The 26,702-nt window shown below is 62.0% G+C and carries 20 protein-coding genes; 10 read left to right on the top strand and 10 right to left on the bottom strand.

The annotated features are described in order from the left end of the window. Positions 1 to 73 precede the first annotated feature (73 nt). From F2P46_RS04745 to F2P46_RS04730, 4 genes are all read right to left on the bottom strand, one after another. On the bottom strand, positions 74 to 1,273 hold the full coding sequence (locus tag F2P46_RS04745) for an acetyl-CoA C-acyltransferase (RefSeq protein ID WP_166885702.1): 1,200 nt from the start codon (positions 1,271 to 1,273) through the stop codon (positions 74 to 76). Beyond that, positions 1,266 to 3,092 carry a bifunctional isocitrate dehydrogenase kinase/phosphatase gene (gene aceK / locus F2P46_RS04740; RefSeq protein WP_166885700.1) on the bottom strand — a complete coding sequence of 609 codons (1,827 nt, stop codon included), beginning with the start codon at positions 3,090 to 3,092 and terminating at the stop codon, positions 1,266 to 1,268. The genes F2P46_RS04745 and aceK overlap by 8 nt, the downstream gene beginning before the upstream one ends. 142 nt (positions 3,093 to 3,234) lie before the next feature. Continuing rightward, entirely contained in the window at positions 3,235 to 4,419 is a 1,185-nt protein-coding gene (locus F2P46_RS04735) for an isovaleryl-CoA dehydrogenase (RefSeq protein WP_166885698.1), read from the bottom strand. Positions 4,420 to 4,503: 84 nt separating this feature from the next. Beyond that, positions 4,504 to 4,896 carry a MerR family DNA-binding transcriptional regulator gene (locus F2P46_RS04730; RefSeq protein ID WP_166885847.1) on the bottom strand — a complete coding sequence of 131 codons (393 nt, stop codon included), beginning with the start codon at positions 4,894 to 4,896 and terminating at the stop codon, positions 4,504 to 4,506. 147 nt (positions 4,897 to 5,043) lie between these two features. Between F2P46_RS04730 and F2P46_RS04725 the strand changes: the two genes are divergently transcribed. From F2P46_RS04725 to F2P46_RS04715, 3 genes are all read left to right on the top strand, one after another. Continuing rightward, positions 5,044 to 6,096, top strand: coding sequence for an MBL fold metallo-hydrolase (locus F2P46_RS04725; RefSeq protein WP_166885696.1), 1,053 nt, complete (start codon positions 5,044 to 5,046; stop codon positions 6,094 to 6,096). Positions 6,097 to 6,352: 256 nt separating this feature from the next. Further along, complete coding sequence (locus F2P46_RS04720) at positions 6,353 to 6,760, top strand: hypothetical protein (protein ID WP_166885694.1); 408 nt, start codon at positions 6,353 to 6,355, stop codon at positions 6,758 to 6,760. Positions 6,761 to 7,094: 334 nt separating this feature from the next. After that, complete coding sequence (locus tag F2P46_RS04715; protein WP_166874768.1) at positions 7,095 to 7,265, top strand: hypothetical protein; 171 nt, start codon at positions 7,095 to 7,097, stop codon at positions 7,263 to 7,265. Between the two features lie 112 nt (positions 7,266 to 7,377). On the opposite strand, the gene F2P46_RS04710 is transcribed toward F2P46_RS04715, so the two are convergent. The 4 genes from F2P46_RS04710 to F2P46_RS04695 all read right to left on the bottom strand — a co-directional run bounded on the left by F2P46_RS04710 (position 7,378) and on the right by F2P46_RS04695 (position 11,236). Continuing rightward, positions 7,378 to 7,983 carry a UbiX family flavin prenyltransferase gene (locus F2P46_RS04710; protein ID WP_166885692.1) on the bottom strand — a complete coding sequence of 202 codons (606 nt, stop codon included), beginning with the start codon at positions 7,981 to 7,983 and terminating at the stop codon, positions 7,378 to 7,380. Then, positions 7,976 to 8,287, bottom strand: a complete 312-nt coding sequence (grxD, locus tag F2P46_RS04705) for a Grx4 family monothiol glutaredoxin (RefSeq protein WP_166885690.1) — start codon at positions 8,285 to 8,287, stop codon at positions 7,976 to 7,978. Before grxD ends, F2P46_RS04710 begins: the two co-directional genes overlap by 8 nt. 131 nt (positions 8,288 to 8,418) lie before the next feature. Then, the gene (locus tag F2P46_RS04700; RefSeq protein ID WP_166885688.1) at positions 8,419 to 8,877 is read right to left on the bottom strand and encodes a GNAT family N-acetyltransferase; all 459 of its coding nucleotides are present in this window, start codon (positions 8,875 to 8,877) and stop codon (positions 8,419 to 8,421) included. 7 nt (positions 8,878 to 8,884) lie between these two features. Further along, entirely contained in the window at positions 8,885 to 11,236 is a 2,352-nt protein-coding gene (locus F2P46_RS04695) for a Tex family protein (RefSeq protein ID WP_166885686.1), read from the bottom strand. 160 nt (positions 11,237 to 11,396) lie between these two features. Here F2P46_RS04695 and F2P46_RS04690 point away from each other — a divergent pair, with 160 nt between their 5' ends. Continuing rightward, a complete protein-coding gene (locus F2P46_RS04690) occupies positions 11,397 to 12,401 on the top strand; it encodes a serine hydrolase domain-containing protein (RefSeq protein ID WP_166885684.1) in 1,005 nt (334 codons plus the stop codon). A gap of 51 nt (positions 12,402 to 12,452) precedes the next feature. Here the strand turns inward: F2P46_RS04690 and F2P46_RS04685 are convergent, their stop codons facing one another. Further along, positions 12,453 to 13,046, bottom strand: a complete 594-nt coding sequence (locus F2P46_RS04685; protein ID WP_166885682.1) for a hypothetical protein — start codon at positions 13,044 to 13,046, stop codon at positions 12,453 to 12,455. A gap of 85 nt (positions 13,047 to 13,131) precedes the next feature. Next, positions 13,132 to 13,734 carry a YegJ family protein gene (locus F2P46_RS04680; RefSeq protein ID WP_166885680.1) on the bottom strand — a complete coding sequence of 201 codons (603 nt, stop codon included), beginning with the start codon at positions 13,732 to 13,734 and terminating at the stop codon, positions 13,132 to 13,134. Positions 13,735 to 13,900: 166 nt separating this feature from the next. Between F2P46_RS04680 and F2P46_RS04675 the strand changes: the two genes are divergently transcribed. From F2P46_RS04675 to F2P46_RS04650, 6 genes are all read left to right on the top strand, one after another. Beyond that, complete coding sequence (locus tag F2P46_RS04675) at positions 13,901 to 17,011, top strand: DEAD/DEAH box helicase (RefSeq protein ID WP_166885678.1); 3,111 nt, start codon at positions 13,901 to 13,903, stop codon at positions 17,009 to 17,011. 251 nt (positions 17,012 to 17,262) lie between these two features. Beyond that, positions 17,263 to 18,444, top strand: coding sequence for a PAS domain-containing sensor histidine kinase (locus F2P46_RS04670; RefSeq protein ID WP_229509060.1), 1,182 nt, complete (start codon positions 17,263 to 17,265; stop codon positions 18,442 to 18,444). A 44-nt stretch (positions 18,445 to 18,488) separates the two neighbouring features. Continuing rightward, the gene (locus tag F2P46_RS04665; protein WP_126074850.1) at positions 18,489 to 19,172 is read left to right on the top strand and encodes a response regulator transcription factor; all 684 of its coding nucleotides are present in this window, start codon (positions 18,489 to 18,491) and stop codon (positions 19,170 to 19,172) included. A 196-nt stretch (positions 19,173 to 19,368) separates the two neighbouring features. Then, positions 19,369 to 20,070 carry a transposase gene (locus F2P46_RS04660; RefSeq protein WP_166885676.1) on the top strand — a complete coding sequence of 234 codons (702 nt, stop codon included), beginning with the start codon at positions 19,369 to 19,371 and terminating at the stop codon, positions 20,068 to 20,070. Between the two features lie 220 nt (positions 20,071 to 20,290). Beyond that, positions 20,291 to 25,039: a glutamate synthase-related protein gene (locus F2P46_RS04655; RefSeq protein WP_166885674.1), complete on the top strand. Its 4,749-nt coding sequence runs from the start codon at positions 20,291 to 20,293 to the stop codon at positions 25,037 to 25,039. Between the two features lie 57 nt (positions 25,040 to 25,096). Next, positions 25,097 to 26,560 (top strand): glutamate synthase subunit beta, encoded by a 1,464-nt coding sequence (locus F2P46_RS04650; RefSeq protein ID WP_166885673.1) that lies wholly within the window; start codon positions 25,097 to 25,099, stop codon positions 26,558 to 26,560. The last annotated feature ends 142 nt before the right edge of the window (positions 26,561 to 26,702 follow it).

The following is a 26,702-nucleotide window of genomic DNA, read 5'->3' as shown; positions in this document are numbered from 1 at the left end:
CAAGTTCGCGCTGAAGCCACTGGCTAAGCGGCTCACTTGGGTTCCCGCCTTCGCGGGAACGACGGTGGTGGGGTTACATCATCTCAAACGCCATCGCCGTCGCTTCGCCGCCGCCGATGCACAGCGAGGCCACGCCGCGCTTGCCGCCGGTTTTCTTCAGCGCGCCGAGCAGGGTGACGATGATGCGCGCGCCCGACGCGCCGATCGGGTGGCCCAGCGCACAGGCGCCGCCGTGGATGTTGACCTTCTCGTGCGGGATGTTCAACTCGTGCATCGCCGCCATCGGCACCGCTGCAAACGCTTCGTTGATCTCGTACAGGTCCACTTGCGCCGGCGTCCAGCCGGTCTTGGCGAACAGCTTTTGCAGCGCGCCGATCGGGGCGGTGGTAAACAGGTTCGGTTCCTGCGCAAAGGTGGCGTGGGCGACGATGCGGGCGATCGGGGTCAATCCGAGTTCGCGCGCTTTCGATTCGCGCATCAGCACCAGGGCCGCCGCGCCATCGTTGATCGACGACGACGAAGCGGCGGTGATGGTACCGTCCTTTTTGAAAGCGGGCTTCAAGGCCGGGATTTTATCGAGCTTGGCCTTGGCCGGGCCTTCATCCTTGTCGATCACCGAGTCGCCCGCGCGCGTGGTCACGGTAACAGGCGCGATTTCCCACTTGAAGTAGCCTTCGTTGTTGGCTTCCTGCGCGCGCTTGACCGAGGCGATCGCAAACGCGTCCTGCGCTTCGCGCGTGAACGCATACTTGGCCACGCATTCTTCGGCAAAGGTGCCCATGGAACGGCCTTCGCCGGTTTTCTCGTTGCGCGAGTAGGCGTCTTCCAGGCCGTCGTACATCATGTGATCGAACATCATGCCGTGGCCGATGCGGTAGCCGCCGCGCGCCTTCGGAATCAGGTAGGGCGCATTGGTCATCGATTCCATGCCGCCGGCGACGACGATGTCGGCGCTGCCCGCGAGCAGGCTGTCATGCGCGAAAATGGCCGCTTGCATGGCCGAGCCGCACATCTTCGACAGGGTCACCGCGCCGGCGGACAAGGGCAAGCCGCCCTTGATGGCCGCCTGGCGCGCCGGAGCCTGGCCCTGGCCGGCCATCAGGCAGTTGCCGAAGTAAACGTGTTCGACCAGCTTGGCGTCAACGCCGGAACGCTCGACGGCGGCGGCGATGGCCACGGCGCCCAGGTCGCTGGCGGACTTGGAGGAAAAATCGCCCTGGAACGCGCCCATGGGTGTGCGGGCCGCGCCGACGATAACGACTGGATCATTCATTGTGTAAGTTCTCCAAATAGGACGGGGTATACACCGCCGGATTATCGGCGGCACTCTGGTTGCAAAAGCGGATTTGCTGCGGATACGGGAACACGTCTTCGATATGGCCGTCCATGATGCGCTGCTTGCGCGACTGCCAGAAATCCCTGGTCAACAGATCCGCGTGGTGCTTCATGAAATACAGGCGGATTTTTGCGTTACCCAGCAAAAATGCGCCGAACTGCTCGGGAAACACATCGTGCTTGCCGATCGAGTACCACGGCTCGGCCGACATTTCATCTTCTTCGTTGCGCGGTTCCGGGATATTCCGGAAATTGCAGTCGGTGATATATTCGATTTCGTCGTAATCGTAAAACACCACCCGGCCGTGGCGCGTCACGCCGAAGTTTTTGTACAGCATATCGCCGGGGAAGATATTCGCCGCCACCAGTTCCTTGATGGCGTTGCCGTATTCGAGCACGCCGTGTTCGATCAGCGCATCGTTGCCGGCCACTTCCGCCTGGTTCAGGAAGATATTGAGCGGCACCATGCGCCGTTCGATGTACAGGTGGCGGATGATGATGCGGTCGCCTTCATACTCGACCAGCGAGGGCGCGTGGTGCATCAGCTCGGCGATCAGTTCTTCCGAAAAGCGTTCCAATGGAAAGGCCACGTTCGAATATTCGAGCGTGTCGGCCATGCGGCCCACGCGGTCGTGGTTCTTGACCAGCAGGTATTTTTCCTTGATCTGGGCGCGCGTGGTTTCTTTCGGCGCCGGGAAGAAATCCTTGATCACCTTGAACACGTACGGGAACGAGGGCAGCGCGAACACCAGCATCACCAGGCCCTTGATGCCGGGCGCGATTTCGAAGCGGTCGGCGGTGTGTTTCAGGTGCTGCAGGTAATCGCGGTAGAACAGCGTCTTGCCCTGCTTTTGCAGGCCGAGGATGGTGTAGATCTCGCTCCGGGGTTTACGCGGCAGCAGGCTGCGCAGGAATTGCACGTAGGCCGAGGGCACTTCCATGTCCACCAGGAAGTAGGCGCGCGTAAACGAAAACAGGATCGTGATCTGTTCATGGTCGAACAGCACCGTGTCGAGGATCAGCTCGCCGTGACGGTTGTGCAGGATCGGCACGATGAACGGATATTCGCGGTTGCCGTTGATGCCCTTGCCGACGATGTAGGCGCCCTTGTTGCGGAAGAACAGGCTCGACAGCACCTGGATCTGGTGGTTCGGCTCGAGCGCTTCGCCGCCGAAGATGAGCTTGAGGCGCCCTTCGACCAGCGCGATGTCGCGGTCAAGGTTGGCGAACTTGCAGTTCAGCTGGAAATTGGTGACGATGCGCTTGAGCGCGAAGCGCAGGCCGTCCTTGGCCGGGTAGTACACGCGGTAGGTCGGCAGCAGCTCGTCGGTTTCAATGTACTCGGTGGACACCACCGGGCGCACGAAAATGAAATCGTTGTGGAAATAGGTACGGTGCAGAATGTTGCAGCAGACCGAGTTGAAGAAGGTTTCGGCCAGTTCGGGCTGCTTGTGGCCGGACAGCATGCCGATGTAGTGCAGTTTGAGTTCGCGCCAGACTTCGTCGGTCAGTTCGCCGTTATCGTATTCATCTTCGAGGATTTGCACGCATTCCTGCACGCGCTGGTCGTAGAAACCGATGCGCTCGCGCGCCGCCTGCTGGGCGGTGGCCCAGGAACCGGTTTCGAAATGGCGCTTGGCGACCTGGCTGGTCTGGCGGAACAGGCGGTAGTGCTTGTCGAAACCGTCGAGGATGGTGCGGGCGATGTCGAAAGCAATCTGCGAAGACAGCAGCTTGGGGAACGCAACTTGTGTCATCTGGCTTCTCGATCAGTCGGCTTGTGGGAAGACTATTCTATACGCCTTGCCTTCGTCGTTCCCGCCGAGTGCCGCCTTGGCGCGGGAACGACGGTTTTTCGTTTAGCGGTTCTTATCACCGCGCGACCTTTGCAATAAAGACTTACTTCGTCTCGGCAAACAACTCCCGCCCGATCAGCATGCGGCGGATTTCGCTGGTGCCAGCGCCGATTTCGTAGAGCTTCGCATCGCGCCAAAGACGTCCGACCGGATACTCGTTGATATAACCATTGCCACCCAGGGTCTGGATCGCTTCACCCGCCATCCAGGTCGCTTTTTCGGCGCTGTACAAAATCGCTCCCGCCGCATCCTTGCGCAGGTTGCGGATCGCTTCAGGCGTCTTGGCGCGGTCGCAGGCCTGGCCCACGGCATACACATACGCCTTGCACGCCATCATGGTCGAATACATATCGGCCAGTTTGCCCTGCATGAGCTGGAATTCGCCGATCGGCTGGCCGAACTGCTTGCGGTCGTGCACGTACGGCACTACCGCGTCCATGCACGCCGCCATGATGCCGAGCGGCCCGCCCGAGAGCACGGTGCGCTCGAAATCGAGGCCCGACATCAACACATTGACGCCCTTGCCCAAGCCACCGAGCACGTTTTCAAGCGGCACTTCGCAATCCTGGAACACCAGTTCGCCCGTGTGCGAGCCGCGCATGCCCAGCTTGTCGAGCTTTTGCGCGATCGAAAAACCCTTGTAGCCTTTTTCGATGATGAAGGCCGTCATGCCGCGCGGGCCGGCTTCCAGGTCGTTCTTGGCGTACACCACCAGCACGTCGGCGTCCGGGCCGTTGGTGATCCACATCTTGGTGCCGTTGAGCACCCAGCGGTCGCCTTTGAAATCGGCGCGCAGCTTCATGCTGACCACGTCCGAACCGGCATTCGGCTCGGACATGGCCAGTGCGCCGATGTATTCGCCGGAAATGAGCTTCGGCAGGTACTTCAGCTTCTGTTCTTCGCTGCCGTTGCGCTTGATCTGGTTGACGCACAGATTCGAGTGGGCGCCGTACGACAGGCCGACCGAGGCCGACGCGCGCGAGATTTCTTCCATCGCCACGATGTGCGCCAGGTAACCCATCTGGGCGCCGCCGTACTGCTCGTCGACAGTGATGCCCAGCACGCCCAGATCGCCCATCTTGCGCCACAGGTCCATCGGGAACTGGTCGCTGCGGTCGATTTCCGCCGCGCGGGGAGCGATCTCTACCGCGGCGAATTGTTGGACTGCTTCGCGCAGCGCGGCGATGTCTTCGCCATGGTCAAAGGTCAAGCCTGGAAGATGCAGCATTTGTCGTCCTCGCGGGGGTCGGAATGGGAAGAGTTCATCATACGCATGTTTGACGTTAACGTAAACGTCAAGCAGCGAGGCTGTTTACGCATTCGCCGTTTGTTCGGCCAGCATGCGGCGGCATTCCTCTTCATGGGCGGCAATTTCGGCCAGGGCCATGTCGATATCCTCGCGCTGGCGCTCGAGCGTTTCGCGCTGGTGGGCCAGCACGCCGAGGAAGCGGTTCATCTGCGCCGCGGTATCCTTGGGCGACTCGTACATGTCGACGATGCTCTTAATTTCCGACAAGGTCAGGCCGAGGCGCTTGCCGCGCAGGGTCAGCTTCAGATGGGTGCGGTCGCGCGCCGTGTAGACCCGGTTGCGCCCGCCCACGCCTTCGCGGCTGGGGCGCAGCAGACCCTGGTCTTCGTAGAAGCGGATGGCGCGCGCGGTAATGTCGAATTCGCGCGCCAGTTCGGCGATGGTGTAAGTACGTATGGACATCAGTGGCTCGGAGCTATTCTCAGGCGGCGGGTGGAAGGGGCCGCGCGCAATCGCTTAGAATTGGGGCGCAGCTTGCCGTTTACGTCAACGTCAACCTATTGTAGCGTGCCTGCCGTCCTCCTGAACACGAAAGAATGCGCCATGAATGCTCTCGAATCCGCGCTGTCCTACCCCTGCGGCGACGCCCTGCCCGCGCCCGGCGGCATGATGAGCCTGGCCGACGGCGTGCGCTGGCTGCGCATGCCGCTGCCGTTCGCGCTCGACCATATCAACCTGTGGCTGCTGGAAGACGAGCGCGACGCACGCAGCGGATTTACCGCCATCGATTGCGGCGTGGCCACGGACGCCACCCGCGCCGCCTGGGAGCAGGTATTCGCCGACGGCATGCGGGGCGCCCCGCTGCTGCGCGTGCTGGCCACCCATTGCCATCCGGACCATGTGGGGCTGGCCGACTGGCTGTGCACGCGCTTCGGCGCGCCTTTGTGGATGAGCACGGGCGAATACGGCTTCGCGCGCATGATGTCGGCGGCCCTGCCGGGCGTCGATGGCACGGCGGCGATTCCCCATTTCGAGCGGCACGGCCTGGTTGACGCGGCCCTGCGCGCGCAACTGGGCGAGCGCCGCAGTTATTATCCGACCCTGGTGCCGGCCGTGCCGGCCGCGTACACGCGCATCCAGGACGGGCAGCGCATCGCCATTGGCGGGCGCGACTGGCGCATGATCGCCGGCTTCGGCCATTCGCCCGAACATGCGGCTCTGTATTGCGAAGCCTTGAACGTGCTCATTTCGGGCGACATGGTGCTGCCGCGCATTTCGACCAATGTGTCGGTGTTCGCGGTCGAGCCGGAAGGCAATCCGCTGCAACAGTATCTCGATTCGCTCGCCCGCTTCGACGGCTTGCCGGCCGCTACACTGGTGCTGCCCTCGCACGGACGGCCGTTCACCGGCTTGCACACGCGTATTGCGCAGTTGCGCGCGCATCATGCAGCGCGCCTGGCCGAGGTGGTGCAGGCTTGCCGCACGCCGGCCTCGGCCGCCGACATGGTCCCGCTCATGTTCTGCCGTCCGCTCGACGCCCACCAGCTCACCTTTGCGCTGGGCGAGGCGCTGGCCCATTTGCACAAGCTCTGGTACGACGGTGTCTTGCGCCGCAGCCATGATGACGACGGCATCCTGCGCTTCCATCTGATCTAAGCCAAACCATCGGTTCGTGCGCGGGGGTGGCGCGGCGACGCTGCGCCTACACTGGTTTTTCCGACCAGTGACGGCCGATCAAGCGCGCCAGCCTGCTTAAAATTGCTGAAGAATTAACATTTCATCGTGGTTTGCGGTAATGCCGCGAGGGTGTACAATTCCCGCTTGATTGTTACATTGAAAACGTAGCTTGTCACAATTGGTCTCAACCGTGAAGAGACTGACTTTCATGCCGTTGCATGAAATAGTGCCACCCATGAATTCATCCAACGAACGCGAAAGCTTTAGTGAGCGCCTGCAGCAGGCACTGAAGAACGCCCACTACTCCCCCGACAGCCCCACCCGCCTGGCGCGGGAATTTAACATTCGCTTCGATGGACGGCCCATTACTGTGCATGCTGCCCGGAAATGGCTTGTTGGGGAGGCGATTCCCACCCAAGAGAAGCTGCGCATGATCGCGCAATGGTTGGGCGTGCCTGCGGAATGGTTACGCTTTGGCGGGGACGAAAGCGCCTCGGCAAATAGCGACAGCGCGGCCGGCTTGTCGCGTTTCGAGTCCGCCGATGTGAAATTAATTGCAGATTTACAGAGACTTGACGAACATCATCGTCAAATTGCACGCGAATTCATTCGCATGCTTGTACGCATTAATTACCAAAAGTAGTGATTTGGCACGAATATCGGCATTTTTTGTGTTGATATAAACCGAACTATTTTTACGCCAAGCACCCCAATATCGGCGGTTGCTTGCTCGCGCGCGCCTTCTGCGTCACATCAACGTCCAATCACGGCCCTGTCTTCTGCAAATTCGACGGGGCTTTATGATTTGTCATGGCGAAGCCATAAAATTCATGCACAATGGTCAGACCGTGACGAAGTTTCCCGGTTGCAAGGAATTGATATTGTGCCGCACAAACAGGGCATAGTGGATCATAATCACAACAGACATTGCAGTCTTGTCATCCCGTTATGCAACACGTCGAGGACCCAGCCGTCTTATGAAAAGTAACTACAGCAACACCGCGCAACTCAAGGACCTGATGACTGTTCCCCCGATGACTGCCGCGCAGCACGCAGAAGTCATGCGCAAGCGCATCGCCCATCGGCGGATGGTCGAGGAAGCAAAGGAACTGAAAAAGGCCGACAGCTGGCAGTTCGACAAGCGCTGATCGCGGCAAGCGCGCCAGGGCGGCGCCGGCACAGCTGGCGCGCTCGCTTGCCTGTCCGCTCGTTACGAAGATCATTGCCGCAGACCGCGGCGTAGCAGGGCGCCGGAGCGCCTCAGGTGTTCCGGGTGTCCATTCCCGGCTTCATGCCGGCCCAGCGCGGCGCCAGCGTGTGCGCCACGCCAAACAGGTCCATCACCCGCGCCACCGTATGATCGACCATGGCGTCGATGCTCTCCGGCTTGTGATAAAAGCTCGGCAGCGGTGGAAAGATCACTCCCCCCATTTCCGTCACCGCCGTCATATTGCGCAGGTGCGCCAAGTTGAACGGCGTTTCGCGCACCATCAGCACCAGCCGGCGGCGCTCCTTGAGCACCACGTCGGCCGCGCGCGCGATCAGGTTGTCGGACAGGCCCAGGGCCACGGAGGCCAGGGTTTTCATCGAGCAGGGGGCGATGATCATGCCATCGGACTGGAACGAGCCGCTGGCGATCGACGCGCCGACATCGCGGTTCTTGTGGACGACATGGGCCAGCGCCTCGACCTCGCGGCGCTGCATGCCCAGTTCCTGGTGCAGGGTCAGGACGGCGGCGTCAGAGACGATCAGATGCGTCTCGATGCCCGGCGTGGCGGCCAGTTGCTGGACCAGGCGCACGCCATACACGGCGCCGGTGGCGCCGGTGATGGCGACAACCAGGCGCTGCGGGGGAGAATCAGGCATCGAGCAGGGTTTTGAGTTCGCCCGACTCGAACATTTCGTTCATGATGTCGGAGCCGCCGATGAATTCGCCCTTGACGTAGAGCTGGGGAATGGTTGGCCAGTTCGAATAGTCCTTGATACCCTGGCGCACTTCCGGATCTTCCAGCACATTGACGGTGGCGATATTCTCGACGCCGCAGGCTTTCAGGATCTGGATGGCGCGGCCGGAAAAGCCGCATTGCGGGAACTGGGCGGTTCCTTTCATGAACAGCACCACAGGGGTGGCGGTTACGGTGTCTTTGATCCAGGTTTTTACGTCGCTCATGGCTTGCCTCGGTGGGAAATAGGTTAGATACCGTCATTTTATAAGAAAACGGCGGGGGATGGACGTTTGGGGGCTGGCGGCGTTGGGAGTAGGGAGGAAATAGTCAATTTGGGGTAGGCCGAAAGGAGGCGCTATTCCTCGCCCAGCAATTTACCCAGGCAAACCGCATCATCGCGCCCCACATACTTACCGTAGTTGGGAATCGTGCGGTAGCCGTGTTTTTCATAGAACGCCACCGCGCGCGTATTGACCTTGCGCGTTTCCAGCCACAGTTCCCGGTAGCCGAATCCGTGCGCCGACTGCTCCACGTGCGCCAGCAAGGCGGCGCCCGCGCCCCTGGTGCCGGGCCGCGCGAACATGCGCTTGACCTCGCCCACATCCCCGTCCAGCGGCCGCAACGCCGCGCAGCCGAGCAACTGCCCGGCCTCGCCCTTGGCCACCACGAACAGCGACCTCGCCACGCGTGCATCGTCGGCCGAAAACGAGGCCTTGCCGCTGTCGCCCGTAATCGCCGCCAGCGCCGCCGACAGTTCCTCGACCAGCACCCGCGCATCAAGGCTGTCCGGGTCGCAGGCGCTCATGGCGATCATGGCGGCGTTATCCGCGCAGCTTGGCGAACGCCGCCGCCATGCTGCCGCCGGCCGGCGCCGCTGCGCGCTCCTGCTTCTGCTGATGCTGCGCCAGGCGCTTGCCGTCGGTGCGGTCGCCCCGCTGCTCGGGCTTGGAGCCGGCCTGCGGCGCGCTGTCGGTCAGGCGCATGGTCAGGGCGATGCGCTTGCGCTTCTCGTCCACTTCCAGCACCTTCACGCGCACCACCTGGCCGGCCTTGACTACCGAGTGCGGGTCCTTCACGAAGGTGTTCGACAGCGCCGAAATATGCACCAGTCCATCCTGGTGCACGCCGATGTCGACAAACGCGCCGAAGGCCGCCACGTTGGTGACCACGCCCTCCAGAATCATGTCCGGGCGCAGGTCGCGGATTTCTTCCACGCCTTCCTTGAAGGTGGCGGTGGTGAACTCGGGGCGCGGATCGCGGCCCGGCTTTTCCAGCTCCTTGAGGATGTCGGTAATGGTCGGCACGCCGAATTTTTCATCCGCGTATTTGGCCGGATTGAGCGTCTTCAGAAGCGAGGCGTCGCCGATGACGGACTTCATCTCCTTCTTGATATCGGCCAGGATCTTTTCGACCAGCGGATACGATTCCGGGTGCACCGCCGAGGCGTCGAGCGGATTGGCGCCGCCCATCACGCGCAGGAAGCCGGCCGCCTGCTCAAACGTTTTGTCGCCCAGGCGCGGCACCGCTTTCAGGTCCGCGCGCGAGGTGAACGCGCCCTTCAGGTCGCGGTAGGTGACGATGGCCTGCGCCACGCTCGACGACAAACCGGATACGCGCGCCAGCAGCGGCGCCGAGGCGGTGTTGACGTCCACCCCGACCGCATTGACGCAATCTTCGACGACGGCGTCGAGCGAGCGCGCCAACTGGGTCTGGCTCACGTCGTGCTGGTACTGGCCCACGCCGATCGACTTGGGATCGATCTTCACCAGTTCGGCCAGCGGATCTTGCAGGCGGCGCGCGATCGACACCGCGCCGCGCAGCGACACGTCCATGTCGGGCAGCTCGCGCGAGGCGAATTCGGAGGCCGAGTACACCGACGCACCGGCTTCCGACACCACGATCTTGGTCAGCTTGAGTTCCGCGCGCTGCTTGATCAGGTCCTGCGCCAGCTTGTCGGTTTCGCGCGAGGCGGTGCCGTTGCCGATCGAGATCAAGGACACATTGTGTTTCGCGGCCAGCGCGCCGAGCACGTGCAGCGAGCCGTCCCAGTCGTTGCGCGGCTGGTGCGGATAGATGACGGCGGTGTCGACCACCTTGCCGGTGGCGTCGACCACCGCCACCTTGACGCCGGTGCGCAGGCCGGGGTCCAGCCCCATGGTGGCGCGCGGGCCGGCCGGCGCGGCCAGCAGCAGCGCTTTCAGGTTCAATGCGAACACGTTGATGGCATCGAGTTCGGCGCGCTCGCGCAGGGCGCCCATCAGCTCCGTCTCAAGGTGCATGAAGCTTTTCACGCGCCAGGTCCAGCGCGCCGTGTCGGCCAGCCACTTGTCGGCCGGGCGGCCCTGGTTCTTGATGCCGAAGCGCGCGGCGATGCGGCCTTCGCACGGGTTGTGCGGCGCGTCCCACTTCGGCTTTTCGGCTTCGGTGTCGAGCCGCAGGACGACGTCGAGAATGCCTTCGCGGCGCCCGCGCAACAGGGCCAGCGCGCGGTGCGACGGGACCGTCGAAATGGTTTCGGAATAGTCGAAGTAATCGGCGAATTTTTCGCCTTCATCCTGCTTGCCCTCGACCACTTTGGACTCGACGATGCCGTGTTCCTGCACGTATTCGCGCAGCGACTGCAACAGCGTCGCGTCTTCGGCGAAGCGCTCCATCAGGATCTGGCGCGCGCCGTCCAGCGCGGCCTTGGTGTCGGCCACGCCGGGGTTGTTGCCATCGTCGCTGGTGAAGGCCTCGCGCAGGTAGTTGGCCGCTTCTTCTTCGGGGGCGATGGTCGGGTCGCCCAGCAAGCCTTCGGCCAGGGGCGCCAGGCCCGCCTCAATCGCGATCTGCGCCTTGGTGCGGCGTTTCTGCTTGTACGGCAGGTACAGGTCTTCCAGGCGCGTCTTGTCTTCGGCGTGGGTGACGGCGTCGAGCAGGGCCGGCGTCATCTTGTTTTGTTCGGTGATCGACGAGATGATCGCGGCGCGCCGGTCTTCCAGCTCGCGCAGGTAGCGCAGGCGCTCTTCCAGCAGGCGCAACTGGATATCGTCCAGTCCGCCGGTCGCTTCCTTGCGGTAACGCGCGATAAAGGGAACGGTGGCGCCCTCGTCGAGCAGGGCAATGGCGGCGGCAACCTGGACAGGCTTGGCGGCAAGTTCAATGGCGAGACGTTGTTCGATAGTTGGGAGCATGGGGAACATCCTGATGAGTCAAGCACGGAATGATACGCAATCGCGGCGAATGCGCCAGTCTTGACAGTGCCTGGACGGTGTGTACGGCGAGCGCCGTCCTGGCTGTTTAAAAGCGGACAGTGTACATTGCCTCGGTCCTGTTGATTAGCATAAAAAAACGATGGAAAAATTGCGCCAGTATTTTCTTGAACTTCAATCGACATTACCGGCCGAGGGACCGGGTTTCAGTGCTGCCGTGCTGCAAGATAACGCGGTGACATGCGAGCTGCATCACGGCATGGCGTCGCTGGAACTGGCGGTGCCGCTGTCGGGAAAGTCGGCGTATTATCTGGCGTCGGAATCGAAGCAGTTTACGGCGGCCTGCATGCTGGCGCTGGTGCGCGCCGGGCGGATCGGCCTTGATGACGATGTGTGCATCCACTTGCCGGAACTTGCGCGAATGGAACAGGCGTTTTCCTTGCGCTCGCTGCTCAATCACACCAGCGGCATTCCCGATTATTTTCAGTTCTTGCAGTGCCAGCTGGGACGGCACGAGGCCGATTATTTCAACAATGCCTTGATTCTAAAAATGATCGCCGGGTTTGAGTCGCTTGCTTTTCCGAGCGGTACACAACATGGTTACAGCAACAGTAACTATATCTTGCTGGCGGCACTGATCGAGCGCCTGAGCGGCTACTCCGCAGCGCGCTTCGCACGCGAGACCTTGTTCCAGCCACTCGGTATCGAGCGCATGGGCTTTGACGATGACCGCAGCAATGTGATCATGCACCGCGTGCTCAGTTATGAGGCGGATGCGGCGCGCCCGCACGGAGTCAAACAGCATCTCGGCAACGCCAATACCGTGGGCGATGGCGGCGTGTATGCCAGCACCGATGAACTGGTGCTGTGGGAACGCGCATGGCATCGCCAGTGGGACGATAGCGGGAGTCTGTTGCAGGCGATGCTGCAGCCATCGCCGCTGGCCGATGGCACGGTGCCGCCGTATCGTTTTGGACTGGAGATCATCGAGCACGATGGCGCCCCTGTGGTGTTTCACAGTGGCGCGTTATGGGGATTTCATACCCTGCTGATGCGGCTGCCGGCGCGGCGTATGTCGGTGATCTTCCTGGCCAATTGCGACAGCGCCGAACCGGATAGGGAGCGGATGCTGGCGGCGCTTGGCTGATGTTCCCCCGCTCGCAAAGCTCCGGGGTGTCCGCCATGACAGCAACCGACCTTACATCGACGGCGGCTCACGAACGATCGCCGTGTCGGGACGGTCGACTCTGAACTTCGTTTCATCCTTTAACATGATCGCCTCAATCTCCAGGGCTTTGCCGCTGCGGTCTTTTACGCTATACCGGTAAGTAAAAAATTGGCGGGAACCGCCTTCGTAGTGCGCTTCCGGTGCGGATTCATTCAGGATGGCGCGAAGCTCTTGCTTCAGCTCGGGTTTCAAATACCAGATGTTCTCGTTATCAGGATTTTTCAACATGGTATTGACAGCGTTCTGCGCGTCACGCCGTGCTTTGAACACCCGTTTGCGTCCGTCTTCCGCGCAATAAGCAAAGAGCGCCGCCGCGCAAACGACAAACACGCAAAGGGCGCCGAATTTGCGCTGATAGCCCAGGGCGAAAGCACGGATGAAAAGGGTAATCACGCTTCCCGCGGCAAGCAGCACGCCGAATTGAGGCACCGGGATAATACCTAACAATATGGAATAGCCGCCCGACCATGCAATATTCATGTCGATGATGAGGAAGCCTGCAATGAACACAGCCGGCGTCATTGCCGCCGACAGTGCCATTTGCCGCTTGAATAGTTCAGCCATACGCATGCTCAAGTCAATTCCCTTGGCTTAAGCACGCGGGCTTTCTGCCAATACCAGGGGGCCCACCAGACAATAAGGGCTCAGATCAGCACTCAAAACCATACTGTTCACGATATTGCTTGACCACATTCTTCGGCATCGTCGGGAACAGGGCGCAGACGGTGTAGCTGCCTTTCTGCTTGCCGTTCACTGCATAACCCCAATCCGAAATATCGGAACGCTTGAAGGTGATTTCTTCGCCGTTTTCGACGCTTTCGACGATCTGCGGATCATTCGAGATGGTGCCGGTAAAGCCGGTTTTGGTCTGTTTGAACGGCATCACCCACATATGTTCGCTGCCATTTTCATCGGTGATTTTTACCTTGAGGCGGAACATATCGGCGCCTGCCGGTGGTTTGGCGTAGGTAGCCAGAAAGGTATCGAGCGAGCCTTGCGCTTTGGCGATAGCCGCAGCCATCGCCGGACTTTCATCCTTGGCCATGACCACGCGGTCGCCGATCTGGGCGTTGGCGGTGGCGGTAAACAACAGCAGGGCGAGGACGGCGGACAGTTTCATCATTTCTCCAGAAGGGGGGCGAGTGCGGCGACGATCACCGTGCGACTCGAAAGTTGCCATATTATCCATATTGTAAATAAATAGCAATATTCGAGTCATGCCGGCATCGGCATCGGGAATGCGGCGCCGCATTTTGCACCCGCGCTTACCCTTGCCGCATGAACGCCGTCGCACGCGCCCTGAGCGCGCATAAACCCGCCCCCTGCGTGTGAAAGAGAACAGAACACAAGCGTCTTTATGTCGGATAATATCGGGTGTTATCGTCTTCGATATTGCCCTTACAGAACACATGCACACGATGGATTTAACGCGCGACGAACCCCGCGAAGGACGCCCTGCCACCGCTGCGCCGCACGCCACCCCGGCGTCGGCCCTGCCGGCGCCGATCGCCAGCTGGCTGCAACGGGTCGAGGCCGCCGCCCACCCGCAGCCCAAGCTCGACCTGGAGGTCAAGGATCCCAAAGTCGCCCAGTACAAGTTCGTCTATGTTTTGGCGCCGACCAGCGGCGGGCGCCATGTGGCCCTGTGCCTGTGCAAGGCACGCCTGCGCCCGAACGGCGAAGTGGCCGCCGCCAGCCCGGTCAGCGAAGTGTTTTCCCTGCTCTCGGCCCCGCCCGCCTACCTGGAAGGCGACGATGAAGACCTGGTGCGTTTCTTCATCGCCATGCGCAGCGGCGCCGCCTCCCAGGGCGGCAGCGCGACCGAGCCGAAAGGCAAGGTCGGCGCCATCCTGCTGCAAATGTTGCTGGAACAAGACAAACTGCTGTGGGCGAATTCCTGGGCCGACATGGCCAACGGCCTGATCTATCCACTGCAGGCCGGTCCCGTGCGCGAAGCCAACCTGGTCTGGCGCGAGGAAGGCCGCACCGCGCGCCTCGGCTGGCAAGTCCAGCCCGCCAGCGGCGCGACCCATACCGCCGCCGACCAGATCGACTACATGCTGCCGACCGATCCGCCGTGGTACATCGACAACCTGTCTTGCGGCGCGCTCGCGCTCAACCGGGGCGGGGTCGACATTTCCCTGGCCGACTTGCAGGCGCTGGTGGCGCAAGCCCCGGCCCTGAGCGGCAACGATAAGAAGCGGGTGTCGCAACTCTTGCTGGCCCACGGCTTGCAGCAACTCATGCCGCTGCCGCAGCCGCTGACCCAGCGCCTGCGCGACGACGTCAAGCCGCGTCCGCACTTGCTGCTCGACAGTGTGCCGCTGGCCGATGGCGCGCACCAGCGCTGGCACGATTACGCCGTGCTCTCTTTCGACTACGACGGCGAGCGCGTGGCCTTCGATCCGGCCCAGCGCGTGGTGCGCCAGGTGGGCGACGTGACCGAAGTCATCGCCCGCGATAGCGCGGCCGAGGCCGCCGCACTGGAAGAACTCACCGCCCTCGGTTTCCGCAAGCCCGGCACGCCGCCGCTCAACGCCCTGGCCGGCGCCCAGCAACTGGAAAGCCAGGCGCACTGGCTGCGTTTTGCCGAAGGCGACCTGGCCGGCCTGGTCGACGCTGGCTGGCATGTGCAGAAATCCAACAAATACCGCTACGATGTCGTCGCCGTCGAAGACTGGTACGCCGAGATCGACGAGCCGGTCGAAGCGGGCAATGCCTGGTTCGAGCTGGAGCTGGGCATCGTGGTCAACCAGAAACGCGTGCCGCTCTTGCCGGTGCTGGTGCAACTGATCCGCAGCGCCCCGAGCGACTTCGATCCCGAGGTGCTGGCCGCCCACGCCGACGCCGACCAGATGCTGGCCACCTTGCCGGACGGCCTGCGCGTGGCGCTGCCCTGGGGGCGCTTGAAGCCAATTCTCAACACGCTCGGTGAACTTTACTTCAGTGACAAGATCAAAACCAAGGTCAGGCTTTCGACCCTGGATGCGGGCCGTCTCGAAGAACTGGCGCGCGGAACCGCTTTGCGCTGGTTCGGCGGCGAGCAGTTGCGCGAAACCGGCCGCAAGCTGAGCTTGTTCGGTTCGGTGCAAAAAGTGGCGCCCCCGGCAGGGCTGCAGGCCACCTTGCGCGACTACCAGGCAGATGGCCTGGCGTGGATGCAATTTTTGCGCGAGTACGACCTGGCTGGCATCCTGGCTGATGACATGGGCCTGGGCAAGACGGTGCAAACCCTGGCCCATATCTTGATCGAAAAAGAAGCCGGCCGCCTGACCCATCCGGCGCTGGTCATCGCGCCCACCAGCCTGATGACCAACTGGCAGGACGAGGCGGCCCGCTTCGCGCCCGACCTGCGCGTGCTGCTGCTGCAAGGCAAGGAGCGCCTGGAACAGTTCGACAAGATCGACGAAGTCGACCTGGTCCTGACCACCTACGCCCTGTTGCCGCGCGATGAAGAAAAGCTGCGCGAGCACGAGTTCCACCTCGTCATCCTCGACGAGTCGCACTACATCAAGAACAACCGCTCCAAGGCGGCCCAGAGCGCCGGCCTGCTCAAGTCGCGCCACCGCCTGTGCCTGACCGGCACGCCGCTCGAAAACCACCTGGGCGAGCTGTGGTCGCAATTCCATTTCTTGCTGCCGGGCTTGCTGGGCGATGAAAAAACCTTCAACAGCCAGTTCCGCCACCCGATCGAGCGCCAGGACGACCCGCTGCGGCGCGCGCTGCTGAACCGCCGCATCCGGCCTTTCCTGCTGCGCCGTACCAAGGATAATGTCGCCAAAGAACTGCCGCCGAAGACAGAAATGGTGCGCAAGGTGGAATTGTCGGGCGCCCAGCGCGACCTGTACGAAACCGTGCGCCTGGCGATGGACAAGAAAGTGCGCGACGAGATCGACAAAAAAGGCGTGGCGCGCAGCCAGATCGTCATCCTGGAAGCCTTGCTCAAGCTGCGCCAGGTCTGTTGCGATCCGCGCCTGGTCAAGGCATTGCCGGCCAAGAAGAAGGACAGCGGTTCCGCCAAGCTGATCGACCTGATGCAGATGGTCGACGATTTGCTCGAAGAAGGGCGCAAGATCCTGGTGTTCTCGCAATTTACCAGCATGCTGGCGCTGATCGAGGAAGAGCTCAACGCGCGCCGCATCCCGTACGCCTTGCTGACCGGCGACACCAAGGACCGCGCGGCCCAGGTCGCCGCCTTCCAGCAGGGGGCGGTGCCGATCTTCCTGATCAGCCTGAAAGCGGGCGGCGTCGGCCTGAACCTGACCGCGGCCGATACCGTGATCCACTACGATCCGTGGTGGAATCCGGCCGCCGAAAACCAGGCCACCGACCGCGCCTGGCGCATCGGGCAGGACAAGCCGGTCTTCGTGTACAAGCTGATCGCCAAGGGCACCCTGGAGGAAAAGATCCAGTTGCTGCAACAAAAAAAATCAGACCTGGCGCAGTCGATCCTGGCCGAAGGCGAGTCGCACAAAATGAGCCTGACGCAAGAAGACCTGCAAGCCATTTTTGCCCCGCTGGACGAATAGCGGTCTCACATTTGTGTTCATATACTTACTGCAATGTTGGCGATATACTAGCAGCCTGTCGGACTTGGGATCGTCGGCTGCAAAAATACCTGGGACGGTCCATATTTCGCCGCTTTCTCGGCCAATAGCTCGCTATTGGCACTGCGAAATCGTCAAAATCTGGCCTCGCCCAGCTATTTTTTCGCTTCGACTCCCCAAGTCCGACAGGCTGCTAGCGGAGTGTGATGTTGAACAGCTAAAGAAAGCATTCCATGAACGGTAATGTCAGCGAGGCAAGCCAAGGGTTGGTGCGCGACAACATGCTCGTGGAACAGTTTCGCGCCATCGCCGAGTTGCGCGGCGATGTTGCCTGGATCGTCGATGGCGCATCGGGCGCCCTGTCGTACATCAGTCCGTCGGTGCGGGACTTGCTCGGCTACGAGGCTGCGGATTTCATCAAGCAACTGTCCAGCCAGCAAGCCGATACGCCGCTGGCCGCCTTGTGCGCGGGCTTGCCCGATCGCCTAGCCCGTTTCAAGGGCGGCGACCAGAGCCGGCGCACCTTGTTGCGCCATGTTGATCAACTGCATGCGGATGGCAGCACGGTCCCGCTCGAGGTGCGCTCGACCTTGCTGACCGACGCCAGCGGCAAGCCATGCGCGCTGGTCGGCGTGCTGATCGACGCCAGTGGCGAGCGCGCCCGGGCCGAGGAAAAGCGCCGCTTTGCGAGCATGCTGAACCATGAGTTCCGCACGCCCTTGTCGACCATCGACGGCGCCATCCAGCGCCTGGAGGCGAGCGCAACGCACGCCGACGAGCCGACCCGCCAGCGCTATCGCAAGATCCAGGCGGCGGTGGACCGGCTGATCGGCATGCTCGACGAGTACCTGTCGCCCGATCGCATGGACGAGATCGGCAGCGCGCGCCAGCCCGACACCGTCGCGCCCGAGCTACTGTTGCAGGAAGCGGCGGCCCAGGTCAGCGCGGCAGGGGGCAGTGCGCGCATCGAATCGAGCGGCTTGCCGCCCTTGATCCGCGCCCAGCCGAGCGCCTTGCGCCTGGCGTTGAAAGTGCTGGTGGACAACGCGCTGCAATATTCGCCGCCGGGGCACGCCATCATCCTGGCCGGGCACGCCACGGCCGACGGCATCGAGCTGTCCGTGCGCGACCACGGCCAGGGCGTGCCGCCAGCCGAAATGGCCATGATTTTCGGCAAGGGTTGTCGTGGAAGTAACGCCGTGGGTGCGGGTTCCGGACTCGGCCTGTACATGGCGCGCTCCGTCGTCGAAGTGCATGGAGGCACGATCGACGTTCAAAACGTGCCAATGTCGGGCCCGGTGTTCAAAATCTGGCTCCCCGCGCAACGTGCGGCGGGGAAAAGAGTTGCGCCAGAAGGTAGCAGCAGTGATAATTCCGGTAATCAACACACTAGGGAAGGCACCGCGCGCAATTAGGGAAACTACGCACGGGGTAATGAAATGAAGAAAATGGCCAACCCATGACGCAAATATTGATTGTTGAGGACAACGGCGACTATGCCGGCGATATGGCGGAGTTTCTGACGGAACTCAACCACGAAGTAATGATTGCGACCACCGCCGCCGAGATGTGGGCGGCCCTCACCAAGACCCCGACCGCCGTGGTCGTGCTCGACCTCGGCTTGCCGGACGAAGACGGTTTCAATGTGATTCCGCGCATGCGCCAGCTGTATCCCGAAATCGGCCTGCTGGTGCTGACCGGAAGAGTCGCGTTCGACAACCGCATTCTGGGCTTGCGCCTGGGCGCCGACCATTACCTGACCAAGCCGATCAAGTTTCCGGAACTGGCAGCGCATATCGAGGCGCTCGACCGGCGCGTGCGTCCGCCCGAGCCGGCGGCCCAGCTGCCGAGCAAGTGGACCTTGCGCGTCAGTGCGCGCCAGCTCGAACTGATGGGCGCGGTGATCGACCTGACCGAAAAGGAATGCAACTTCCTGCACCTGCTCACGCTCAACACCCGTCCAGTGCCGCGCCAGGTGATCGTGGCCGGCATGGGCGGCGACGACCCGGACGCCAGCCGCCGGGTCGACATGCTCGTGTACCGCCTGCGCAAGAAGGCCCGCTCCGGCCTCGGCCAGGACCTGCCGCTGCGCAGCGCCTATGGCGAAGGCTACAGCCTGTCCGCCGGTTTCACACTCGCGTAACCGGTTACATTGCGGCGCGGCGGAGGATACCCGGCCGTTCGCCATGAGCGAACGGAGGCCTGAGCAGGGCGTAGGTCAAGCACGCATTGAAAATAGGGACACAGTCATGCGATCTGAGCATTGGCCTGTATTTAATTAGGGACAGGGCCATGCCTATTCAGTAAAATGGCGTGATCCCGTCGTTTTTCATACTGCCATGGCCCGCCTTCCCCGTCTCGTCCTCCCCAACCAGCCGCATCACATCATCCAGCACGGTAACGACCGCCAGCTGATTTTCCGCGAAGCTGAAGATTACCAGCGCTTCCTCGGCTGGCTGAAAGATAGCGCCAAGGAATTCAAGGTCGCCATCCACGCCTACGTGCTGATGCCCAACCACCTGCACCTGTTGGCATCGCCCTCGACCGTGGAAGGCCTGGCCCAGACCATGCAGCGCGTCGGCCGTTACTATGTGCCCTGGTTCAACGCCAAGTACGGCCGCAGCGGCAGCCTGTTCCAGGGCCGCTTCAAAACGTCCCTGATCGACGCCGCCGCCTACTTCCTGCTGTGCAGCCGCTATATAGAACACAAGCCGGTGCGCAACGAGCTCGTTGCCGATGCCCTGGACTACCCGTGGTCGAGCTACGCCCACCACGCCGGCGCCCAGCCCGACAACGTCATCACCGACCACGCCCTGTACTGGGCGCTGGGAAACACCCCCTTCCAGCGCGAAGCTGCCTACATCGAACTGAGCCGGCCAGCCCTGACGCGCGAGCAGCTCGACCAGATCAACGCCGCCGTGCTCAAGGGCTGGCCACTCGGTTCCGATGCCTTTAAGACAGAATTGCAACACCGCGCCAAACGCCAGGTACTTCCCGCCAAGCGTGGCAGACCGTTCAAAATCAAGCCTCCCGCCCCCTGAAAACGCCCGCCGGGCGTTTTTTTTCGGCGGTCCCCCCCAAACCCCTTTCCCAGCTAGCCGCACAGCATAAACCCGAAAATTGCATGACTGTGTCCCTACTTAATTTTCTGAGCGACGCCACGTGAATGAATGCGACTCTGACCCTAATTAATCCACTTGCCCATTCTGCTGCATTGCACTAATGTTGGTGTTCGATTTTAAAAAGCTGTGGAGAATGCGCATGATTGCCCAAGGAATGTACGATCCGTCCAATGAACACGATGCCTGCGGCGTCGGTTTCATCGCCCATATCAAGGGCAACAAGAGCCACTCCATCATCGAGCAGGGCCTGTTGATCCTGAAAAACCTCGATCACCGGGGCGCTGTCGGCGCCGACAAGCTGATGGGCGACGGCGCCGGCATCCTGATCCAGATCCCGGACCAATACTTCCGCGACGAAATGGCGAAGCAGGGCGTGGAACTGCCTCCGCCGGGCGAATACGGCGTCGGCATGGTTTTCCTGCCGAAAGAAAATGCTTCCCGTATCGCCTGCGAGCAAGAAATCGAGCGCGCCGTGCGCATCGAAGGCCAGGTCGTGCTCGGCTGGCGCAATGTGCCGCTGGACGACACCATGCCCATGTCGCCGACCGTGCGCGGCAAGGAACCGGTAATCCGCCAGATTTTCATCGGCCGCGGCCCGGACATCATGGTCACCGACGCGCTCGAACGAAAGCTGTACGTGATCCGCAAGTCGTCCGGACACGCGATCCAGGCCCTCAAACTGCTGCACGGCAAAGAATTTTTCGTGCCATCGATGTCGGCCCGCACCATCGTCTATAAAGGCTTGCTGCTGGCCGACCAGGTCGGCGTCTATTACAAGGACCTGCAAGATCCGCGTTGCATCTCGGCGCTGGCGCTGGTGCACCAGCGTTTTTCGACCAACACCTTCCCGGAATGGCCGCTGGCCCACCCCTACCGCCTGATCGCCCACAACGGCGAAATCAACACCGTCAAAGGCAACTTCAACTGGATGCGCGCGCGCGAAGGCGTGATGAAGTCGGCCGTGCTGGGCGAAGACCTGCAAAAGCTGTTTCCGCTGATCTATGAAGGTCAGTCCGACACCGCCTGTTTCGACAACGCCCTCGAACTGCTGATCATGGCCGGCTACCCGATCGCCCAGGCCATGATGATGATGATCCCGGAAGCCTGGGAAAATCACACCATGATGGACGACAACCGCCGCGCTTTCTACGAATACCATGCCGCCATGATGGAACCGTGGGACGGCCCGGCCGCCATGGCCTTTACCGACGGGCGCCACATCGGCGGCACCCTGGACCGCAACGGCTTGCGTCCGGCGCGCTACATTGTCACCGACGACGACCTGGTCGTGATGGCCTCCGAATCGGGCGTGCTGCCGATTCCGGAATCGAAAATCATCCAGAAATGGCGCCTCCAGCCGGGCAAGATGTTCCTGATCGACCTGGAAGCGGGCCGCATCATCGACGACAAGGAATTGAAAGACACCTACGCCAACGCCAAGCCTTACAAGGCGTGGATTAACTCGGTGCGCATCAAGCTGAACGAAATCAAGCTCAAGGAAAGCCAGCTCGGCCACAACCGCGCCAAGGATGGCACGCCGGCCCAGGGCGAAAAGACCCCGGCGTCCGTGCTCGACCGCCAGCAAGCCTTCGGCTATACCCAGGAAGACCTGAAATTCCTGATGGCCCCGATGGCCGTGCTCGGCGAAGAAGCCACCGGTTCGATGGGCAACGATTCGCCGCTGGCTGTCATGTCCAACAAGCTCAAGCCCCTGTACAACTATTTCAAGCAACTGTTCGCGCAAGTGACCAACCCGCCGATCGACCCGATCCGCGAAGCCATGGTCATGTCGCTGGTGTCGTTTATCGGTCCCAAGCCGAATTTGCTGGACACCAACAACGTCAATCCGCCGATGCGGCTTGAAGTGTCGCAGCCGGTGCTCGGCTTCGACGACATGGCGCGCCTGCGCACGATCAGCGCCCACACCGGCGGCAAGTTCAAGTCGTACGAACTGAACATTTGCTACCCGGTCGCCTGGGGCAAGGAAGGCATCGAAGCCTCGCTCGCCTCGCTGTGCGCCGAAGCGGTGGACGCGGTCAAGTCCGGCCACAACATCCTGATCGTTTCCGACCGCGCCGTCTCGGCCGAACAGGTCGCCATTCCGGCCCTGCTGGCCACCTCCACCGTCCACCAGCATCTGGTGGCGCGTGGCCTGCGCGCCTCCACCGGCCTGGTCGTGGAAACCGGCTCGGCCCGCGAAACCCATCACTTCGCCCTGCTGGCCGGCTACGGCGCCGAAGCCGTGCACCCCTACCTGGCCATGGAAACCCTGATCGAACTGGCCCAGGGCATGAGCGGCGAGATGTCCGGCGACACCGCCATCTATAACTACACCAAGGCCGTCGGCAAGGGCTTGATGAAGGTGATGTCCAAAATGGGCATCTCGACCTATATGTCGTACTGCGGCGCGCAGATCTTCGAAGTCATCGGCCTGAACAAGTCGCTGGTCGACAAGTACTTCAAAGGCACCTCGTCGAATGTCGAAGGCATCGGCGTGTTCGAAGTGGCCGAAGAAGCGCTGCGCCTGCACAACCTGGCCTTCGGCAACGATCCGCTGTTGGAGGACGCCCTCGACGCCGGCGGCGAATACGCTTTCCGCGTGCGTGGCGAAGAACACATGTGGACGCCTGACGCCATCGCGAAGCTGCAACACTCCACCCGCAGCAACAATTTTTCGAGCTACAAGGAATACGCGCAGATCATCAATGACCAGAGCCGTCGTCATTTGACACTGCGTGGCCTGTTCGAGTTCAAACTCGATCCGACCAAAGCCATTGCGCTCGATGAAGTCGAACCGGCCAAGGAAATCGTCAAGCGTTTCGCCACTGGCGCCATGTCGATGGGCTCGATCAGCACCGAAGCCCACGCCACGCTCGCCATCGCCCTGAACCGCATCGGCGGCAAGTCGAACACGGGCGAAGGCGGCGAAGATCCGTTCCGCTACACCAAGGAATTGAAAGGCATCAAGATCAAGCAGGGCGAAACGATGGCTTCCGTCATCGGCGAGCAGAACGTGGTGGTCGACATTCCTTTGCAGGAAGGCGATTCCCTGCGCTCGCGCATCAAGCAGGTGGCCTCGGGCCGCTTCGGCGTCACCGCCGAGTACCTGAACTCGGCCGACCAGATCCAGATCAAGATGGCGCAGGGCGCCAAACCGGGCGAGGGCGGCCAGCTGCCGGGTCACAAAGTGACCGAATACATCGCCAGCCTGCGCTTCTCGGTGCCGGGCGTGGGCCTCATTTCGCCGCCGCCGCACCACGATATTTATTCGATCGAAGACCTGGCGCAATTGATTCACGACCTGAAAAACGCCAATCCGCGCGCCTCGATCTCGGTCAAGCTGGTGTCGGAAGTGGGCATCGGCACGGTCGCGGCCGGCGTGACCAAGGCCAAGGCCGATCACGTGGTCGTTGCCGGCCATGACGGCGGCACGGGCGCCTCGCCCTTGTCGTCGGTCAAGCACGCCGGCACGCCGTGGGAGTTGGGTCTCGCGGAAACCCAGCAAACCCTGGTCTTGAATGGCTTGCGCAGCCGTATCCGCGTGCAGGCCGATGGCCAGATGAAAACCGGACGCGACGTGGTGATTGCCGCCATGCTCGGCGCCGACGAGATTGGTTTCGCCACGGCCCCGCTGGTGGTCGAAGGTTGCATCATGATGCGCAAATGCCACTTGAACACCTGCCCGGTCGGCGTGGCGACCCAGGACCCGATCCTGCGCGCCAAGTTCTCGGGTAAACCCGAGTATGTGGTGAACTATTTCTTCTTCGTGGCCGAAGAAGCGCGTCAATTGATGGCCCAACTCGGCATCCGCAGCTACGACGAACTGATCGGCCGGGTCGACCTGCTCGACAAATCGAAAGCCATCAGCCACTGGAAGGCCCGTGGCCTGGACTTCAGTAACATTTTCTACCAGCCGGAAGTGCCGGTCGGCGGCGCGGTGCGCCAGGTCGAAGAGCAGGATCACGGCCTGGAAAAAGCGCTCGACCACAAACTCATCGCCCAAGCCAAGGCGGCCCTGGAAAAAGGCGAGCGCGTCTCCTTTATCTCGCCGGTGCGCAACGTCAACCGCACCGTCGGCACCATGCTCTCGGGCGAAGTGGCCAAGCGCTACGGCCACGCCGGTTTGCCGGACGACACCATCCACATCCAGCTGCAAGGCACGGCCGGCCAGTCGGCCGCCGCCTTCCTGGCCGCCGGCATCACCCTGGACCTGGTGGGCGAGGGCAACGATTACGTCGGCAAGGGCTTGTCTGGCGGGCGCATCATCGTGCGTCCGAATACCGAGTTCCGGGGCTGGGCGGTGGATAATATCATCGTCGGCAACACGGTGCTGTACGGTGCGATTGCCGGCGAAGCCTTCTTCAATGGCGTGGCGGGCGAACGTTTTGCCGTGCGCAACTCCGGGGCGACGGCGATTGTCGAAGGCTGCGGCGATCACGGCTGCGAATACATGACTGGCGGCACGGTCGTGGTGCTGGGCGCCACGGGCCGCAACTTTGCGGCGGGCATGTCGGGCGGGGTGGCGTATGTCTACGATCCGCTGGGCGATTTCGAGAAGAAATGCAACACCGCCATGGTCAACCTGGAGCGCGTGCTCAGCACCAAGGAGCAGAGCGACCGCGCCGGCTGGCACAGCCAGAGCCGCGCCAGCAACCCGGAATCGGACGAAGCCATCCTCAAGCGCCTGATCGAACGCCACTTCAAGCACACGGGTTCGACCCGCGCGCGCAACCTGCTCGACGACTGGGCGACAGGACGCGCCAAGTTCGTCAAAGTCTTCCCGACCGAATACAAGCGGGCGCTGGAAGAACTGCACAACAGCAGCATGGAAGAAGCGAACGACAAGATCGACGCGGTTGGACAATCCGTCGCCAAGATCGCCGCTTAAGAGCGCAGCCCGGGCGGGCACCGTTTGCCCGCCGCATAGAACACAAGGAAAAACATCGTGGGTAAAATCACCGGCTTCATGGAATTCAAGCGTCAGGACGAGGGCTATCTCGAGCCTGCGGCGCGCGTCAAGAACTACAAGGAATTCGTCTTGCACCTGAGCGATCCGCAAGCGAAGGTGCAGGCGGCGCGCTGCATGGATTGCGGCATCCCTTTCTGCAATAGCGGCTGTCCCGTCAACAACATCATCCCCGACTGGAACGACCTGGTCTTTCACGGCAACTACCGCGCCGCGCTGGACAACCTGCACTCGACCAACAATTTCCCCGAGTTCACCGGCCGCGTCTGTCCCGCGCCGTGCGAGTCGGCCTGTACCCTGGGCATCATCAACGACCCGGTCGGCATCAAGTCGATCGAGCACAAGATCATCGACACCGGCTGGGAGCACGGCTGGGTGCTGCCGCAGCCGCCGGAAAAACTGACCGGCAAGAAAGTGGCCATCATCGGTTCCGGTCCGGCCGGCCTGGCGGCGGCGCAACAGTTGGCGCGCGTCGGCCATGCCGTCACCGTGTTTGAAAAGAGCGACCGGATCGGCGGCCTGTTGCGCTACGGCATTCCCGACTTCAAGATGGAAAAGACCCACATCGACCTGCGGGTCAAGCAGATGGAAGCCGAAGGCGTGACCTTCCGCACCAGCGTGCTGGTCGGCAAAGACTTCCCGGCCTCGGTCAACAACTGGGCCAAGGAAACGATTTTCCCGGAAGACCTGGCAAAAGACTTCGACGCCATCGTCATGGCGGGCGGCGCCGAGCAGCCGCGCGACTTGCCGGTGCCGGGGCGCGAGCTCAAGGGCGTGCATTTCGCCATGGATTTCCTGCCGCTGCAAAACAAGGTCAACGCCGGCGACAAGCTCAAGGACCAGATCAAGGCCAGCGGCAAGAACGTGGTCGTGATCGGTGGCGGCGATACCGGTTCCGATTGCGTGGGCACCTCGAACCGCCACGGCGCGACGTCGGTGGCCCAGTTCGAACTGATGCCGCAGCCGCCCGAGCAGGAAAACAAGCCGCTGGTGTGGCCGTACTGGCCGACCAAGTTGCGTACCTCGTCCTCGCACGAAGAAGGGTGCGACCGCGACTGGGCTGTGGCGACCAAGCGTTTCGAAGGCAAGGGCGGCAAGGTCGAGAAGCTGATCGCCTGCAGAGTCGAGTGGAAAGAGGGCAAGATGATCGAAGTGCCGAATTCGGAATTCGAGATGAAGGCCGACCTGGTGCTGCTGGCGATGGGTTTTGTGTCGCCGGTACAACAGGTGCTGGATGCGTTTGGCGTGGAAAAAGATGCGCGCGGCAATGCCAAGGCCACGACCGATGGCGACGGCTGCTATGCGACCTCGGTGCCGAAAGTGTTCGTGGCGGGCGATATGCGCCGCGGACAATCGCTGGTGGTGTGGGCGATCCGCGAAGGGCGCCAGTGCGCACGGGCGGTCGATGAGTTCCTGATGGGCGAATCGGTCCTCCCCCGCTAACAACCGGTGTCAGGTCTGACATTCGGACACGAGCCCAGCTGTAAAAATCGCATGGCGGTTTTTTACAGCTGGGCTCGTGTCCGAATGTCAGACCTGACCCCCAGCGAAGTGTCTCTTTTTTGACTTATTTCGCCTTCCTTGT

It is taken from the genome of Massilia sp. CCM 8734, assembly GCF_011682155.1.
GTDB classification, from domain to species: domain Bacteria; phylum Pseudomonadota; class Gammaproteobacteria; order Burkholderiales; family Burkholderiaceae_D; genus Telluria_A; species Telluria_A rubra.
Note: the sequence above shows the minus strand (reverse complement) of the source record. Positions and strands in the feature narration are given on the sequence as shown.

Excerpts from the sequence above, each read along its gene's own strand:
- F2P46_RS04745 (WP_166885702.1), bottom strand. The coding sequence starts at position 1,273 with ATGAATGATCCAGTCGTTATCGTCGGCGCGGCCCGCACACCCATGGGC.
- aceK (WP_166885700.1), bottom strand. The coding sequence starts at position 3,092 with ATGACACAAGTTGCGTTCCCCAAGCTGCTGTCTTCGCAGATTGCTTTC.
- F2P46_RS04735 (WP_166885698.1), bottom strand. The coding sequence starts at position 4,419 with ATGCTGCATCTTCCAGGCTTGACCTTTGACCATGGCGAAGACATCGCC.
- F2P46_RS04725 (WP_166885696.1), top strand. The coding sequence starts at position 5,044 with ATGAATGCTCTCGAATCCGCGCTGTCCTACCCCTGCGGCGACGCCCTG.
- F2P46_RS04720 (WP_166885694.1), top strand. The coding sequence starts at position 6,353 with ATGAATTCATCCAACGAACGCGAAAGCTTTAGTGAGCGCCTGCAGCAG.
- F2P46_RS04715 (WP_166874768.1), top strand. The coding sequence starts at position 7,095 with ATGAAAAGTAACTACAGCAACACCGCGCAACTCAAGGACCTGATGACT.
- F2P46_RS04710 (WP_166885692.1), bottom strand. The coding sequence starts at position 7,983 with ATGCCTGATTCTCCCCCGCAGCGCCTGGTTGTCGCCATCACCGGCGCC.
- grxD (WP_166885690.1), bottom strand. The coding sequence starts at position 8,287 with ATGAGCGACGTAAAAACCTGGATCAAAGACACCGTAACCGCCACCCCT.
- F2P46_RS04700 (WP_166885688.1), bottom strand. The coding sequence starts at position 8,877 with ATGATCGCCATGAGCGCCTGCGACCCGGACAGCCTTGATGCGCGGGTG.
- F2P46_RS04695 (WP_166885686.1), bottom strand. The coding sequence starts at position 11,236 with ATGCTCCCAACTATCGAACAACGTCTCGCCATTGAACTTGCCGCCAAG.
- F2P46_RS04690 (WP_166885684.1), top strand. The coding sequence starts at position 11,397 with ATGGAAAAATTGCGCCAGTATTTTCTTGAACTTCAATCGACATTACCG.
- F2P46_RS04685 (WP_166885682.1), bottom strand. The coding sequence starts at position 13,046 with ATGGCTGAACTATTCAAGCGGCAAATGGCACTGTCGGCGGCAATGACG.
- F2P46_RS04680 (WP_166885680.1), bottom strand. The coding sequence starts at position 13,734 with ATGCGGCGCCGCATTCCCGATGCCGATGCCGGCATGACTCGAATATTG.
- F2P46_RS04675 (WP_166885678.1), top strand. The coding sequence starts at position 13,901 with ATGGATTTAACGCGCGACGAACCCCGCGAAGGACGCCCTGCCACCGCT.
- F2P46_RS04670 (WP_229509060.1), top strand. The coding sequence starts at position 17,263 with ATGAACGGTAATGTCAGCGAGGCAAGCCAAGGGTTGGTGCGCGACAAC.
- F2P46_RS04665 (WP_126074850.1), top strand. The coding sequence starts at position 18,489 with ATGACGCAAATATTGATTGTTGAGGACAACGGCGACTATGCCGGCGAT.
- F2P46_RS04660 (WP_166885676.1), top strand. The coding sequence starts at position 19,369 with ATGGCCCGCCTTCCCCGTCTCGTCCTCCCCAACCAGCCGCATCACATC.
- F2P46_RS04655 (WP_166885674.1), top strand. The coding sequence starts at position 20,291 with ATGATTGCCCAAGGAATGTACGATCCGTCCAATGAACACGATGCCTGC.